The sequence below is a fragment of the Sulfobacillus sp. hq2 genome (assembly GCF_002903155.1).
Lineage (GTDB): Bacteria > Bacillota > Sulfobacillia > Sulfobacillales > Sulfobacillaceae > Sulfobacillus > Sulfobacillus thermotolerans.
In genome coordinates this window covers 90,406-106,888 of the sequence record NZ_NWUL01000048.1, presented here as the reverse complement: position 1 = coordinate 106,888, position 16,483 = coordinate 90,406, and the positions used below count along the sequence as shown (strand labels likewise).

Below are 16,483 nucleotides of genomic sequence, written 5' to 3'. Positions count from 1 at the left end.
CCCTCCTTGGGGTCTGACCTTGCGAAGCATAGCGTTCTGCGCAATCTTTTTCGAATGAAAAGAAATAGAATCGATCAAAAATGCCGCGAAATAAAGCATTGGAAGATAGGAGACGGGGATTATATGTTTCAAGAATCTCCAGATTAAAGGTAAAGATATTCCTTGCATTGTAATCTTTACCTTTTTGCAGTGTATCAGATTTAACAGAAGAAGCCAACCATTCGTTATTCACTGACCGGGGAAAGTTGAGGGCGTGAGGGAGGAAGTGACACCCACCGACGAGCGCGTGTGATACCATAGGCATATCACAATAGGACGCACGAGAAAATCGCTTGGACGAGGTGAGCGCGTATTAATCGTTTTATCACCATTCATGGTCATTTTTATCAACCTCCACGGGAGAATCCGTGGTTGGAAAGTGTCGAGCCTGAAGCGACGGCCTCTCCGTTTCATGATTGGAACCAACGAATTACTGCAGAGTGCTACGCCCCCAATGCTCACGCACGACTGTTAGATGCTCAAGGCTACTTGCGCGCCCTCTCGAATAATTATGCCCGCATGAGTTTTAATTTCGGCCCTACGTTATTAGACTGGCTCGAACGCTATGACGTCGAGACCTACCGAGCTATCTTGCAAGCGGACCGCATCAGCCAAAATCGGTATCACGGTCACGGTTCGGCCATGGCTCAAGTCTATAATCACATCATTATGCCCTTGGCGTCTGGGCGGGATAAAGAAACAGAAATTCGCTGGGGCATCCATGATTTTGTTCACCGCTTTGGTCGCAATCCCGAAGGAATGTGGCTGGCCGAAACGGCGGTCGATTATGAAACTCTTGAATTATTAGCCGCCCATGGCATTCTCTTTACTGTGTTAAGTCCCCAACAGGTGGAACGCATTAGGGACCCTAAGACCATGCAGTGGACTGATGTATCGTCGGAGATGCTCGACACGACCCGTCCTTACCGTATTCGTCTGGCTTCGAACCGTGCGATTACAGTATTTTTTTATCACGCCCCGTTATCGCGAGCCGTCGCGTTTGAGGGGTTACTCAATAACGGAGCAGATTTCGCGGCGCGTTTAGCCAGCGGATTTACACGGGGCGATGAAGATGGACAGATCGTGAATATCGCCACAGACGGGGAGACGTACGGGCATCATCATCGCTTTGGAGAAATGGCTTTAGCCTATGCATTAGAGGCGATTGAGCATAGGACTGATGTGTGTCTGACCAATTATGGGGAGTACTTAGCGGGGCATCCGGCCGAGTGGGAAGCTGACATCCGCGAAAATACCTCATGGAGTTGTGCTCACGGGATTGAACGGTGGCGAAGCGATTGCGGCTGTCACACGGGGTTGCACCCAAAGTGGAATCAACAGTGGCGACAACCCTTGCGTGACGCGATGGACGGCCTGCGAGACGCGGTGGTGCCATTGATAGACAATGCCGGACGGCAGTGGTTTAAAGATCCGTGGGCAGCGCGCAATGACTATATTGAGGTGTTATTATCGCGCGATGAGACGCATCGGCAAACGTTTTTGCATCAACACCAAGCAATGGCATTGTCGGAAGTAGAACGTGTGCAGGCGTTGGCCTTGATGGAACTATGCCGACACCTGCTATTGATGTATACCAGTTGTGGCTGGTTTTTCGATGACATTGCCGGAATTGAAGCGGTGCAAGTGATGAAATATGCGGCCCGTGCTATCGAACTGACTAACGAGGTTTTTGGGATCAATCTGACGGCATCGTTTACCGCGCGATTGGCGCAGGCCGTGGCCAATGAGACCGGCGATAGCGGGCGGCGCATCTTCGAAGAGCACGTGCTGCCTAAACAAATTGACCTTGCTCGCGTGGCCGTACATTTTAGCCTAATTCATGTCATGTCAGAAGATGACAGGTCGGGGCCGGAAACCATTTATTGTTACCATGTATGGCAGCACCATGTCCGGATATGGCGTTCCGGAGCGATCGTGTTAAAGATAGGACGGGTGCGCGTAAAGTCGCAGCTAACCCTAGCCTCCCAGACGTTCGTGTTCGGAGCGCTGCACTTAGGCGATCACAACGTCTCCGCCGGAGTGCGCGCGGACATGGCCGATGACGTTGTAACGGCTATGGAAGCTCAAATGGGTCATGCCTTTGACTCCGCAGAATTTCCTGAGGTTCTGCGCCTCTTAGACCAATGGCTGCAAGGGCGCACGTATTCTTTGCGCCATTTATTTCGCGATGAACAAGAAGCGGTCATGAAGCATTGGGTAAAACAGGCCTTATTCCCAACAATTGAAGACAATCGCCAGCACTATGAACGTCATGTGCCGTTGATGCGGTTTCTGAAAGAAATTGAGGAGCCGATTCCCCAGACGTTTTATGACGTGGCAGCCGTCGCCATTCGTGCCAACCTTGAGCAGGCGTTAAGCCAGGACCCAGTGCGTTTTGACATCATTAAACGGTGGATCCAAGAGGCCAAAGAGTGGCAAATTTGGCGCGAAGGCGAAGAGGTCTTGGATTGGGTGACCCGCCTTATAGAGCGACTCACACGCACGGTGCAGGTGTACGCCGAGGACATCAAAGCGCTGGAGGACTTGGCGCAAGGTGTGCGGCTCGCGTATGATTTGCCCATGACTGTAGACTTACGGTTTGCGCAAATGGCCGTGTTTCAGCTCCATCAAGAGGCTAAAACATGGCACCCAGCCCTATGGCACGAACGGATGACGGAGTTGGAAAAATTGCTCATGATTCATGCGGACCCGCAGCATATAGATTAGGGGTTAAAGGGGAGAAGTCTATGGAGATGAAGCGGCCGGCTCGGGTGTTCGTTTTGAACGTCAGCCCCAGCGTGGATTGCGGACGCTTTCCGATTAAGCGCATTGTCCATGATACGGTAACCGTATCAGCGGATTTGGTGGCAGACGGTCATGATGTGGTACGCGGACGTCTTGCTTACCGGGTAAGGCCTGATGGACTATGGCAGTTTGTTCCCCTTGCGCATCAGGGGAACGACCGGTACCAAGGCACATTTAAGACCACGACCGTCGGTGTCTATGAATATCGCGTGGAAGGTTATATTGATGCCTATGCGACGTGGCGGGAGCGCTTTGAGAAAAAGCGGGCTATCAACCAAGACCTTCCGCGGGAACTGGCACAATTGGCGCAGATTATCGCCCAGCATCTTGCCATGGCATCGTCTTTGCCCGAGGATGTTCGAATTCAGCTGGCTCAGGTGCAACAACAGTTGGAATCACTGGATGTCGAAGCCGCTGCCGATGTTGCCACATCGAAGGTATTGCAAGACCTCATGCTTAAGGTGCAAGATGATCAAGATGTGGGACGCTCGGAGATTTTCTTAGTGCGCGTCGACCGGCCGCGGGCCCTTTTTGGCGCGTGGTACGAATTCTTTCCGCGTTCGTGCGCGCGGGAGGGGGGCCGGCACGGGACCTTTGCCGAGAGTGAGCCGTTTTTGGAATATGTCGCGGGACTCGGGTTTGATGTTGTCTATCTGCCCCCCATTCACCCGATTGGGACGATTCATCGGAAGGGAGTCAATAACCACACCACGGCAAAGGCATCGGACCCCGGCAGCCCTTGGGCCATTGGAAGTGCTCAAGGCGGACATCTAGCGATTGAACCGTCCTTAGGAACTCTTGCGGATTTTGATCATTTCCACCAGACCGTACGGCAGCTCGGCATGGAATTGGCGATGGATATCACATTCCAGTGCGCGCCGGATCATCCCTGGGTGCAAGAACATCCCGAGTGGTTTAGCCATTTTCCCGATGGAAGTATTCAATATGCAGAAAATCCCCCCAAAAAGTATGAAGATGTATACCCCTTAAATTTTGACACGCCGGCGTGGCAAGCCTTGTGGGAAGCTTTAAAGGATGTCGTAAAATTTTGGGCGGACCGCGGAGTGCGTATCTTTCGTGTCGATAATCCCCACACCAAACCCTTGGCGTTTTGGGAGTGGCTGATTGGGCAAATTCAAGCGCAATATCCGGATGCCATATTTTTATCGGAGGCGTTTACGCGGCCCAAATTAATGTATGCTCTATCCAAAGCCGGATTTAGTCAATCGTATACCTATTTTGCATGGCGCAATACACCGGCGGATTTGAGGCAATATTTAATGGAATTGACGCGCACCGAGGTCAAGGAATTTTTTCGTCCCAATTTCTGGCCAAATACCCCGGACATTTTGCCTGAATTTTTACAGACACCCAACGTCACAGCGTTCGCTATCCGGTTGATTCTCGCCGCCACTTTAGCTGCGAGCTATGGGATTTATGGGCCAGCTTATGAACTGTTGGAATCGAGACCTGTACGGCCAGGAAGCGAAGAATATGATCATTCCGAGAAATATGAAATCCGGCACTGGGACCTTAGCCATACACCTAATCTCCAGCACTTAATTCGGCAGGTGAATGCGATTCGTCACCAAGAGGCAGCCTTGCATAACAATCATTCCTTAGAATTTCATGGTTGTGACAATCCTATGCTGCTGGTCTACAGCAAACAAAGCCAAGTAGATGGCCGTGTATTGTTGATGGTGGTCAATACCGACCCAGTTTATACACAATCGGGTTGGACGGCGTTGAATATGCAGATTTTAGGGATGGCGGATGATGCCGTCTATATCGTTCACGATTTATTAACGGATGCGCGCTATGAATGGCGGGGACCTTATAATTACGTGGAACTTCGTCCAGATAGTTATAATGCGCATATTTTTCGGATTGAGGCCAAAGAGGGGATATAATGCCACAAGAGATGATACATGTCGACCGTGCGGACTGGTACAAAGATGCGATTATTTACGAGTTACATGTGCGCACATTTTTTGATAGCAATGGAGATGGGATTGGAGACTTTGTGGGATTAACCGAAAAGCTTAGTTACTTGGCGGATTTGGGAGTCACCGCATTATGGCTGCTGCCCTTTTATCCATCGCCTTTAAAAGATGACGGTTATGACATTGCGGACTACATGAATATTCATCCGGATTACGGTACCTTACGGGATTTCCGCCGATTTCTGCGAGCTGCCCATGATCTGGGACTGAAAGTGATTACCGAGCTGGTCGTGAATCACACCTCCGATCAGCACCCCTGGTTTCAACGCGCCCGCCGAGCGCCAGCCAACAGTCGTTACCGTAATTACTACGTATGGAGCGACACCCCAGACAAATATGCTGATGCTCGCATTATTTTTCAAGATTTTGAACGATCCAATTGGACCTATGATGATGTGGCCGATGCGTATTATTGGCACCGCTTTTATTCCCATCAGCCCGATCTTAATTTCGACAATCCCGTCGTCAAGCGCGAGGTCTTCAAGATCCTCGACTTTTGGCTGGATATGGGCGTTGATGGCTTGCGATTGGATGCGGTACCGTATTTGTACGAGCGTGAGGGGACCAATTGTGAAAATCTGCCCGAAACCCATCAATTCTTGCGGGAGCTTCGGGCCCACATTGACGAAAAATACCCCTCACGGATGCTCTTGGCTGAAGCCAATCAGTGGCCAGAAGATGCAGCCTTGTATTTTGGCAACGGGGATGAGTGTCACATGGCGTTTCATTTTCCGTTGATGCCGCGCATGTTTATGGCTTTATACATGGAAGATCGTTATCCGATTATGGACATCTTGGAGCATACGCCCGCGATTCCCGAATCGGCACAATGGGCCATCTTTTTGCGCAATCATGACGAGCTGACCTTGGAGATGGTGACTGACGAGGAACGCGATTATATGTACCGGGTCTATGGTAAAGAACCACAGTTTCGCATTAATGTCGGCATTCGCCGGCGGCTGGCCCCGCTTTTGGGAAACAATCGCCGCCGCATGGAACTGATGAATGCATTGCTTATGACCTTGCCGGGTACACCCGTGTTGTATTATGGCAATGAAATAGGCATGGGCGACAATGTCTATCTTGGAGACCGGGACGGCGTGCGCACCCCGTTTCAGTGGAGTCCAGACCGCAATGCCGGATTTTCTCGCGCCAACCCTCAGCGGCTGTGCCTTCCCGTCATTGTCGACCCTGAATACCATTATGAATCGGTCAACGTCGAAGCGCAGCAAAACAATCCTTCTAGCTTCTTGTGGTGGATGCGCCGCATTATTGCTTTGAGAAAATCTTCAAATGCGTTTGGGCGGGGTGCTTTGCGCTTTTTGGTCACGGATAATCCCAAAGTGTTGGCCTTTGTACGTGAGTATGACTCAGAGCGCATTATGGTGGTGGCCAATCTTTCGCGCTTTGTTCAAGCGGTCACCATCGACACGGCGGATATGATCGGGCAAAGTGTGGCGGAAATGTTCTCCCATTCGACGTTCCCACCGATTTCACATGAGAGCACGGTTTACACGTTAGGGCCTCACGACTTTTATCTCTTTCGCCTCGAAGACCCGGTCCAGGAGTTGGCTGCGCCTGCTGGAATGCCAGGCCCTCTATCCGTCGCGATTAGCGATTTCGCGCAAATGCCACGGGTCTTAGATGCCTTAACGGACTTCATTCCCGAGTATTTGCCTAGGCAACGGTGGTTCGCGGGCAAGGGATTGCGCATTATGCAAGTGGAGCATGAAGCGTGGATTCCGGTCGGTCAGCATGGGGGATTATGGATTATCCGGGTGCGCTATATGGGAGGGGGCGAGGAACGTTACGAGCTGCCCTTATGGTTGGAGTCTGGAGTGGCGGACGCGGCTCTTGGCCTCTTTTCATGGCACAATGAGACGTGGAGTGTGTTGGAAGGTACCGACTATCCCGCGTTTTGGCACGATCTGGGGCGCTATTGGATTTATCCAGAGCGCTTAAGCAGCAAAGATTTCGAACGGAAAACCACCGGGGCCTGGCGCAACCGAGAACGTGGCGAGGCTCTGAATGAAGATCCGACCCCGCTGCATGCGGAACAAAGCAACACGTCAGTAGTGTTTGGGACGCGGTGGATGATGAAATTGTTTCGTCGTCTTGAAGATGGCATCAATCCGGACTGGGAAGTCGGGAAATTTCTGACGGATCATCATGGAGAACAGGTGGCTCCCAGGACATGGATGGGGTGGGAATATCATCCGGGGACACATCAATACCAACTCGGTATTTTGCAAGAATATGTCGTGAACCACGGGGATGCGTGGACCTACACCTTGGATCACCTGACGCGGTATTTTGAATTAGCGGCCGCACATACGGACACCGTGCAACCGGTCACGTGCCACAATTGGTGGACCGACCGCACTTGGGTGCCGAATGAAACGGTGCACGCGATGATGGGGGAGTTTATTGGCCAAGCAGCCCTCATGGGCCGTCAGACAGCCGAAATGCATCGCCTGTTGGCCTCAGACGCCACCATCCCCGAATTTCGGCCTGAACCTTTTTCTGCGCTTGACCAACGCGCCACCTACCAGTCCATGCGACAAACGGCCGACCGGACGTTAAGTGAACTTCAAGACCGTCTGCCGCACTTAGACGAGGTCTTAAGACCCTTAGCCGAAGCGGTTATCGCGCGGTGGGAGGGAATCGATACGCTTCTGCGCAAGGCCGCACGGCCCACGGTTCAAGGGGCAAAAATCCGCTGTCATGGTGACTATCATTTAGGGCAATTGCTGTACACTGGTGAAGCCTTCAAAGTGGTGGACTTTGAAGGAGAACCGCTGCTATCGTTAACCCAAAGGCGCATCAAACGCTCGCCGTTCAAGGATGTGGCAGGAATGGTGCGCTCTTTCCATTATGCCGCTTTGACCCAGGCCCTCCGTCAAGAAGAGTTTGGGGTGGCCTTTGACACGTTGCGACCGTGGGCCATTGCGTGGTTTCAAGCAGCGACGGTACGCTTTTTGGACTCGTACCGAGCTAGCATGCCGGCACCCTTATTGCCCGAGTGGGGGACGGATTGGTTATCAGCATTTATTCTCGAAAAGGCCATTTATGAACTGCGCTATGAGTTGCGCAATCGTCCCGCCTGGACCCGTATTCCCATGGAAGGCATCTTAAGTCTCATTCCCCAAGAGTAAGGCATGAAATTGGAAAGGAGACATGACGTGATGCATAAAGACCATTTAGACGATGCAACGCTCTACTTATTCAACGAAGGGTCTGAGGCTCAACTCTATCGGCATTTTGGGGCGCAGCGGGTTGACCTCTTAACAGATGCCGTGCGATTTGCGGTATGGGCCCCCGCGGCCGCGTATGTGTCAGTTGTAGGGACGTTCAATGCGTGGGATCCGAAGCGCAATCCCTTGCAACCGGCCGGCGTGTCGGGCGTTCATGTTGGCACGGTCGAGGGCGTTCCCGTGGGCTCTTTATATAAATACCATATTGAAACGCCTTCTATGGGATTTTCGGGGGACAAAGCCGATCCCGTGGCTTTTGGCATGGAAATCCCGCCGAAAACCGCCTCGGTGGTCACCGATTTATCCTATACGTGGCATGATGCGGCGTGGTTGGCGCGTCGGCAATCGGGCGATTGGCGTGCGCAGCCGATGAGCATTTATGAAGTGCATCTCGGATCGTGGCGTAAACATCAGGACCAAACATCGTTGAGCTATCAAGAGTTGGCCGATGAGCTTGTGGATTATGTGAAACGGACCGGGTTTACCCATGTTGAATTCATGCCCGTGATGGAACATCCTTACTATGGGTCATGGGGGTACCAAACGACAAGCTACTTTGCCCCATCTCGACGTTACGGCACACCGCAAGACCTCATGTATTTAATTGACCGGTTACATCAAGCCGACATTGGGGTGTTATTGGATTGGGTGCCGTCTCATTTTGCTACGGACGATTTTGGATTAGGTTTGTTCGATGGCACCCATTTGTATGAGCATGCCGATCCACGGCAAGGCATTCATCCCCAGTGGCATAGCTATGTGTTCAACTATGGGCGCAATGAAGTGCGCAGCTTTTTAGTGTCGAGTGCCATGTTCTGGGTGGATATCTTTCACGCCGATGGGTTGCGCGTGGATGCGGTGAGCTCGATGCTTTATTTAAATTTTGGTCGCGAAGAGGGCCAATGGGTGCCCAACCGCTACGGTGGGTACGAAAATTTAGAGGCCATTGCCTTTTTGCGGCAAGTGACCCATGTGATTCATGAGACATTTCCCGGGGTTTTGATGATCGCGGAGGAGTCCACGGCGTGGCCGGGCGTTTCGCGGCCCGCCCAAGAGGGTGGATTAGGGTTTGATTTGAAGTGGGATATGGGATGGATGCACGATACGCTTGATTACATGGCCCTCGACCCAATTTACCGCCGCTATCACCATGATGCTTTGACATTTCGCCCCATGTACGCGCAAAGCGAGCGCTTCATCTTGCCCCTATCGCACGACGAGGTGGTGCACCAAAAAGGGTCGTTATTGACCAAAATGTCCGGAGACACATGGCAAAAGTTTGCCAACTTACGTCTATTGTTGGCCTATCAGTATGCCGTACCGGGGAAAAAACTGCTGTTTATGGGGGGGGAAATTGGTCAATGGCGCGAATGGTCGCATGACCGCGAAATTGACTGGTTTTTGCTCGGGGAGAGCAGTCATGCGGGGCTCTGGCAATTGGTGCAAGACTTGAATCATCGCTACCGAACTACTCCAGCTTGGTATCAGGGCGACCACGACAACGAGGGCTTTGCATGGTGCGATTTCGCGGATCGTGCGGCGAGTGTTTTAAGCTTCTTTCGCCGAGACCTTGAAGGGCGCTCGGTGTTGGCCGTGTTTAATTTCACGCCGGTTGTCCGCACCCATTACCGGTTGGGCGTACCTCACGAAGGCTTGTGGCACGAAGTGTTGAATACGGATGCGGCGTGCTACGGAGGAAGCAATCAAGGCAATTTAGGCGGCGTATGGGCCGAAGCCTTGCCGTGGGGAGGACAGGCCTGGTCGCTAGCCTTGACGCTGCCTCCTCTCGCGGCCGTATTTTTTGAGCCCCCTAGCGTTGAAAGGGATTAAAGGTATCTGGTGGTGTGACCCGAATGTAGCGGGCTAATGCCGGCTGGGCTTGCTCGATCGCTTGATACATGTCCCAAGCCAATTGGCGATAACTGAAATGGCCTTGGGAACGGCTGCGCAATTCGATAATGTACGCGGCTTCGGTGATATCCATGCGCATGAGGACACGGCGCTTATGAGCCAGTGGCAGCAAATATGGAAGGTGCCGTGGCGGCACCGCATACGCCGCGAGGCGTTCATAGTACGCGGCAAAGTGGCGCGTCAGACGTGATTGTACCGAGGTTCCCCCAAGCACCGCCGGAATCGCATAGGACATGGCCAATGAGAGATTCTGAGCCGACTTGTAAACCCGCCGGTGGCGATTGAAATCGCGAAAGGCGCCGACATCCATTGTGAGGTCAAAGGTTAAAGGGGCTTGACGCATGAAGGCTGGCCATTCATCGTGCGGCCCACGCCGGGCGAACACATCATTGAGCAAATCGGTTTGCTCGCTACGAGAGAGGCTGGCCGCGTAGGCCAAATATTGGCGGTAGGACGCCTGGCCAAACGGGTACAACAGCTGGGCAATTTGGGCGTGGAGCGGATCGGTGTCGATAATCAAATCGACAGCCATGGACGACATTGATGATGGCGCCACTTGGGCCGCAATCGGCTCTAATAAAGCCCGCAAGGCCTGTCGATACGAGTCAGCCACGGCATATTTAATCAATGTGGGCACTGCGGGATGGGATTCGTCCGTGGAGGGCGCGATACTGACGGGCGGCTTTTCTGTTACGGCGGCTTTCATCTGTAAAGCGATATCTTGCACCTCAGGAAGAGAGGAGGACAAGAGTCGTGCGATTTGTTGCTCTAAGGTGCGCGCATTGGTTATTTGGCCCAGACTGGTCAACGCATTCAATGGCAAGCAGTAGCGGGCAATGTCAAGAGCCCGTGCCCGAATAATCCGTTCATACGCTTTGGCGTCCATCTCTTCAGGCTTAGGATACCAGCCCCTTTGAAGGTCAATGGACTCCTCTAGGACACTGTGATAGAGGGCAAACAATTCTTGTGTGGCCTCGTCGTAAAACTCCTTGGCATCGGACGGACGATAATATGGCGCGTGATCGAAATTTTGATAGCGCGTTGAGCGTTCTTGACCATCCCATAGCGGCTCGTCGACAATCTCCATCGCCGCAAGCAAAGAAATGTCCTCCACCGCGAGGGCAACATGCGCAAGATCCGCGATGGAGGCATGTCCATAATCAAAATAAAAGGTGTTGAGAAATTGCGCAGCTTTGTCCTCTGAGAGTTCTAGTAAATTCTGTCGCAACGAGCGCCGGGACCGTGAATACTTTGCCATGCCATACGCCAGCACTTCAGGGGGCACATTGGTTACGGAATAAATTTGCGGCATATGGATCTCCTTGACTATCGATTTAGCGGTAACGCAAGCCTATTAGCATAATGGCTGCCGACCGTCCCGCACTGGATAATTGCCCAAGTTCGGCCAATTGGCAATCACCATCACTGTGCAAGGCTTCGGCAATGCGGAGAAGAATCTTCTGTTCCGCATTGTAATGGACAGCTTCTTGGTGAATAGCTTCCCAGTTGACCTGCCGGTTGTCAAGATCGACCCATTGCATGAGCCGCATGCGTTGCGTATCAGAAAACATCGGCAATGAGAAGGTCTCGATTACCGCATTCCACTGGGGTGTTTGACGCACCCAAATATGGGGACCTACGAGATATTGATAGGTTGTCATACGGCCTCCTTAATATACTTTCTTACAATATTAACGCAATCGCTGTCGAATGTAACAAGAAAAGAGTGGGAATTATTGCGAAAAATGGTGAGGCCATGGCGCCTTTGCTGTGATCAGTTGAGAAACCGTGGCTTTGAGACGGCTTTATCTAGGCGCACCGAGGGGGTCTTGGAACGCATGCCCTGCTCCGCGCTTCCACACAGTACCAGTAGCGTGAGCTCAAGGCATGGTACCGTAGGGGATAGATATTTCACGCGAACCGGCTTTGCGCTCGTGACAAGATCTTGGCAACCGAGCGGGATGGTCTGTGTCCTAGTCTGTTCGGTGACGACGTTAGCGTTATTCACTTCACGAGGGAATGAAGTGTCGACCCCTTTAGGCATTGGATTACCTTTTTTTAAAATGGAGCCAAAAGCGATGTATGCTACACTAAGACTTGCTTACCCTATCCAAAGGCAACCGTAGTCGATTGGGATTAGGTGAAGGGAGGCATTTTTCCATGGCGGATATGTTTAATTCCCTTTCTTTAGATGAAGCCCGGCAGGCTGGTTATGCACAAGGCCATGCGGAAGGTTGGCAGGAAGGCATTGAGGTTGGACTACATGAAGGAACGTTGGTGGCTTTACGGGCTGCCGTTTTGCGCATTGTCACGGCTCGGTGTGGCGTGCCGAACGATCAGGTGCGTTTACGAATAGCATCCGAAACGCAATGTGCCCAGTTGTATAAATGGATGGATGAACTCGTGATGCCTGTGCGTTCGCAGAGCACCGACGATTTGTGGAATGCCTGAAATTCATCCTGCGGAAGGGTGGCTGCGAAAGCGCTAGATTAGAGTGAACGGGAATCGAAATGCCTGAGACGGGGAGGTCTTGCCAAGCGTATGCCTGAGATAACGGCTAAAGGACGCGAGGTCGTTGTGCGTGGCCCTACGCGTAGCGCAGTGGGCCAAGCCCTGGAGACACGTTGTGCGTCCATGTTGAGCGGCTGGCGACTCCATAGATCGTCATGGCCGCTCCTGTCGCATAATCGTCCCTATATCATTCAAACACGGATTGATAAGGACAACGAGGGAAGCGTAGTCATCTTGGGCGGAGAGAATAAGCAAGGGATCCCTTTGCAGTGGGGGCCTTCCGAAGAAGGTGGCCTGCGTCTTCCGGTGCTTGGGGGCTTTGCTTCAGAGTTGTCCGGTGCGGTGTTTGACGTGACCGACCGCTTAAGGTTGACAGAGCGTCCGCGTATTTTATATTTAGGTACGTATCAAGATGGGGCAGGCCTTACGACGTTTTTGAAAGCCGTGCGCTCGCTGGTGTCATCGCAAGGAGAAGTGATTTTTCTTGACGGATCGGCATACCGAGCTCAGCTGGCACCCGTCGTGGGCCACATGGGTCTTGCGCAGCGGGCCATTTTTGCGCCGACCTTAACCCCTGCGGAACGAGAAGCCTTGTATCAATCCGCTGATTTAATTGTCTATGCGGACCAAAAACCTGGGCAGTTGTTTGGATTGCTCGATGCCTATGCGGCTGGGCTTCCCGCCATGGTTGCTGATACTCCTGTATCGCGCCAGATGGTGGGGTATCCTGCCTTATTGACGGATCCTGCCAAACCTGAGATCTGGGCAGAGGGAATCCAAGAGTTGTTGGAAAATCACCGTTTGCGTGAGCAGCTGGTGGCGCGAGCATGGGAATTTGTTATGCCTCACCGCCTCCCACAAGTCTTTGAGGGCTGGCGTCAGGCTATCGAAGAATTCAGCGGCGGCACCTTGCAATCGGAGAAAGGGGCACTATGATGGAAAACACCTATGCGTGGATCCAAGAGGTCGCGCTCCCCGTGACATTGGTCCACAATGCACGCGGAGACGAGCGGTTTATTACCGCCATGTCGGGAGACAATATGCTCTGGAGGGCAAAGGAGCCGCCGGTAGCATGGGACTGGCTTGACCCGACGGTGGCCTATTATGGCATTGGTCCCGAAAATGCTGAGCCTTCGGTATGGTTTGTGGGCGAGCCGATTGGTCAAGAAGAAAGAAGTTGGAAGGATCTGGTCATGGCGGTCGGACGACAACAACGCTTGTTGACTCCCATGACGGAGTCGATTGTGGACGCGATTCGGCAGCCGGTTAGGGTGGCGGTGTTTACCATTCCAAGTTGTCCCAAATGCGCCCAAGCGGTGCGGTTAATTGGAGCCATGGCTCTACGCAATCCTAAGATTTCGTTATACGCAGTCGATTTAGACAAGCAGCAAGGGTTAATTGCCAAGTGGAATCTACAGACATTGCCAGCCTTTATGGTGAACGATACGCTAAGTGTGATGGCAGCAAATGAATGGATTTTGGCGCAAGCCATTCAAAATGCGAGTGTAGAGGCCGGGTAAATACCCGGCCCTAATTTTTTTGAACTTGTACCTTGCTAATATTCATATGTGAAACACTGTAATTAACTATTATTGAAAATGTGTCGTCAATTAGATACTCGAAGAGTACAATAACTTTAGACTAAGTATGTAGGAGATGGGCTTTATGGTGCATGTGACAGCCGTCCAGCAAGGTCTTGCGGTCTTTTCAGGGATACTAGTGGGCTTTTCCTTAGGGCTGATTGGTGGGGGCGGTTCGATTTTAGCGGTACCGTTGCTGCTTTATGTGGTCGGCATTCATGATGCGCATATTGTCATTGGCACGACCGCATTGGCGGTGGCGGTCAATGCCTATTTAAACCTGATCCCGCACTGGAGAAATGGCAATGTGCAATGGGCAGCGGCCGTGGGGTTTGCCATTCCCGGCGCGATTGGCGCCTTAATTGGTTCGACTATTGGAAAAATGGTGAATGGAAAAGACTTATTGTTTCTGTTTGCGATTTTGATGTTGGTCGTCGCGGGGTTGATGTTACGTCCTAAAGAGAAAAGTGAGGACCGGCATTTTGTGTGGCATCGGCGGATGCTAGGCCGTGTCATTCCCGCGGGATTCACAGTCGGGTTGGTGTCGGGATTTTTTGGTATTGGCGGTGGATTTTTGATTGTGCCGGGTCTGATGTTTTCGACCGGTATGCCGATGATTTACGCGATTGGAAGTTCGTTGTTCTCCGTCGGAACGTTTGGGTTGACGACGGCCACCAATTACGCCCTGTCAGGGTTGGTGGATTGGTTAGTGGTGATTGAATATATTGCGGGGGGCGCTTTAGGTGGGTTTGCGGGCGCTCGGTTGGCCAGCCGGTTAAGCCATCAAAAACGTACGTTGAACTTTATTTTTTCCGGCGTGGTCATCATTGTCGCCATTTATATGCTGATTCTGAATCGGTAACTCAGGATGAAAATACAGGCCAGGTGCTCCATAGCGGGCGCCTGGCCTGTATTGGTTTGTCGAAGCAAGGCTCTTCGTCACGAGGAGCATGGTACAATAAGGCCAACAATTAAAGATTGAGGTGTCCGTGTGGCGTTTGTCGTGTGCAGTATTCTAGCTATTGTCGGCTTATTCCTCGTGTGGGGGCGGCCGCAGTTCTATATTCCAGGCCTTGTGATAGCGGCTATCAGCGTGGAAGTGATTCACCATTGGTATGCAGGCATCGGTCAATATCTGCCCTGGGTCGGCGTTTGGCTAGGCGTTATGATTTCAGCGGGCCCCCGCGTATGGCGGGAATGGGGTGCCTTGTTGCGACGCCAAAAAGTATCGGTGCTTCTCTTTGCCCTCTATTTGGCAGGCATAGTGGCGTCGACCGTGGTAGGCATTGACCGAACCGTTTCACTGCGCTATGCGCTGGGCGTACCAGCGGTTTTGGTGGTCGCTCTGCTCGTGTTTCCATGGACTATTGAGAAAGGATATACCACCGTCGCGGACGTCTTTCGCATCATGGGTCTTGTAGGCATACTCGCGACTTTCAGTGCCGGTATTGCGGCGATTGGTTTTCATTCTGGCTTTGTTGTTCCGGTGGGCCACCACAAGATTCTGGCATGGCAATGGCCATTTGCCAATAAGAATACCTTTGGAATGCTCCTAACCTTTGCGCTGCCGGCCGCTTCTTTTTTAGCCTTAAATCGGGACGAGCCTCTAGGCGTTCGGCGCTTTTGGACGACAGGCGCGGTTCTTATCCTCATTGGTGTCGCGCTGAGCTATTCTCGCTCTTCATGGATTGCCAGTATGGTGGGAATCATCGCGTTTGTGATGCTATATTACGGGCGGCGTGGGACGCTGTACCTGTTCGGCGGACTTATCCTTTTAGCCGGAGGCTTAGTGGCGAAAACCGGCCTACACAAGTGGCAACTGTTATGGAGAAAAGGATTAAATGGCCGTTTAGTCTTATGGACTGCAGGCTTTCATGCCATGGCGCACCATTGGGTATTAGGGGTGGGACCGGGCAATTCCCCTGCGGCACTGCGCCCTTTTGTACCGGCTATTTATGCGGGATTAACGCCCTCCGACTCCTTATTGCGAACCGCCGTAGAACTCGGCTTGTGGGGCTTAGTGATGTGGGTGCTGATTGTTGGAGGGGCTCTTTTAGGCTTGCTATTCACAAATCCTTGGCATCATTGGCAAGAGAGTGCAATATTTTCCTTCTTATTAGCGAGCTTAGCGCAACAAGTGGTCGAATCCCTCATGCTGGGGGGTGTCTCATTTGGTGATTTTTTCTTTACGCTATTCATCGGACTTGCATGGTATTACGTCTTTGGAGACCGAATCATGCAAGCGCCAAGCGCGTCGCACTTGACGGCGCGCATGCACGGTTCGGGAGTGTGAGACAAGATGGGGGGGAGGGCAGGAGCAATAGTTCCTGTCCCCCTGGCGATTTTTCAAAGATTTTAGCGTGCTGCGCGACCAGCCAGG

At 52.2% G+C, this 16,483-nt stretch carries 11 protein-coding genes; 9 read left to right on the top strand and 2 right to left on the bottom strand.

The window, feature by feature from the left end; translation table 11 throughout:
- Positions 1-411: 411 nt before the first annotated feature.
- From CO251_RS16355 to glgB, 4 genes are read left to right on the top strand one after another with little or no spacing between them, the layout of a single operon-like run.
- Complete coding sequence (locus CO251_RS16355) at positions 412-2,766, top strand: DUF3536 domain-containing protein (protein ID WP_103376878.1); 2,355 nt, start codon at positions 412-414, stop codon at positions 2,764-2,766.
- 20 nt (positions 2,767-2,786) lie between these two features.
- On the top strand, positions 2,787-4,754 hold the full coding sequence (locus CO251_RS16350) for an alpha-1,4-glucan--maltose-1-phosphate maltosyltransferase (RefSeq protein ID WP_103376877.1): 1,968 nt from the start codon (positions 2,787-2,789) through the stop codon (positions 4,752-4,754).
- Positions 4,754-8,002: a maltose alpha-D-glucosyltransferase gene (gene treS, locus CO251_RS16345; protein WP_103376876.1), complete on the top strand. Its 3,249-nt coding sequence runs from the start codon at positions 4,754-4,756 to the stop codon at positions 8,000-8,002. Before CO251_RS16350 ends, treS begins: the two co-directional genes overlap by 1 nt.
- A gap of 30 nt (positions 8,003-8,032) precedes the next feature.
- Positions 8,033-9,931, top strand: a complete 1,899-nt coding sequence (gene glgB / locus CO251_RS16340; RefSeq protein WP_103376875.1) for a 1,4-alpha-glucan branching protein GlgB — start codon at positions 8,033-8,035, stop codon at positions 9,929-9,931.
- Here glgB and CO251_RS16335 read toward each other — a convergent pair.
- Positions 9,912-11,324, bottom strand: coding sequence for an FAD-dependent thymidylate synthase (locus CO251_RS16335; protein ID WP_103376874.1), 1,413 nt, complete (start codon positions 11,322-11,324; stop codon positions 9,912-9,914). The genes glgB and CO251_RS16335 overlap by 20 nt on opposite strands.
- A gap of 22 nt (positions 11,325-11,346) precedes the next feature.
- Positions 11,347-11,673 carry a hypothetical protein gene (locus tag CO251_RS16330; protein ID WP_103376873.1) on the bottom strand — a complete coding sequence of 109 codons (327 nt, stop codon included), beginning with the start codon at positions 11,671-11,673 and terminating at the stop codon, positions 11,347-11,349.
- 499 nt (positions 11,674-12,172) lie between these two features.
- On the opposite strand from CO251_RS16330, the gene CO251_RS16320 reads away from it, so the two are divergent.
- The 5 genes from CO251_RS16320 to CO251_RS16300 all read left to right on the top strand — a co-directional run bounded on the left by CO251_RS16320 (position 12,173) and on the right by CO251_RS16300 (position 16,396).
- On the top strand, positions 12,173-12,463 hold the full coding sequence (locus CO251_RS16320) for a hypothetical protein (protein ID WP_103376871.1): 291 nt from the start codon (positions 12,173-12,175) through the stop codon (positions 12,461-12,463).
- 90 nt (positions 12,464-12,553) lie between these two features.
- Positions 12,554-13,459 carry a glycosyltransferase gene (locus tag CO251_RS16315; protein WP_103376870.1) on the top strand — a complete coding sequence of 302 codons (906 nt, stop codon included), beginning with the start codon at positions 12,554-12,556 and terminating at the stop codon, positions 13,457-13,459.
- The gene (locus tag CO251_RS16310; RefSeq protein WP_146039123.1) at positions 13,456-14,043 is read left to right on the top strand and encodes a hypothetical protein; all 588 of its coding nucleotides are present in this window, start codon (positions 13,456-13,458) and stop codon (positions 14,041-14,043) included. The genes CO251_RS16315 and CO251_RS16310 overlap by 4 nt, the downstream gene beginning before the upstream one ends.
- 145 nt (positions 14,044-14,188) lie before the next feature.
- A complete protein-coding gene (locus CO251_RS16305; RefSeq protein WP_103376868.1) occupies positions 14,189-14,965 on the top strand; it encodes a sulfite exporter TauE/SafE family protein in 777 nt (258 codons plus the stop codon).
- A 129-nt stretch (positions 14,966-15,094) separates the two neighbouring features.
- On the top strand, positions 15,095-16,396 hold the full coding sequence (locus tag CO251_RS16300) for an O-antigen ligase (protein WP_103376867.1): 1,302 nt from the start codon (positions 15,095-15,097) through the stop codon (positions 16,394-16,396).
- Positions 16,397-16,483: the final 87 nt, after the last annotated feature.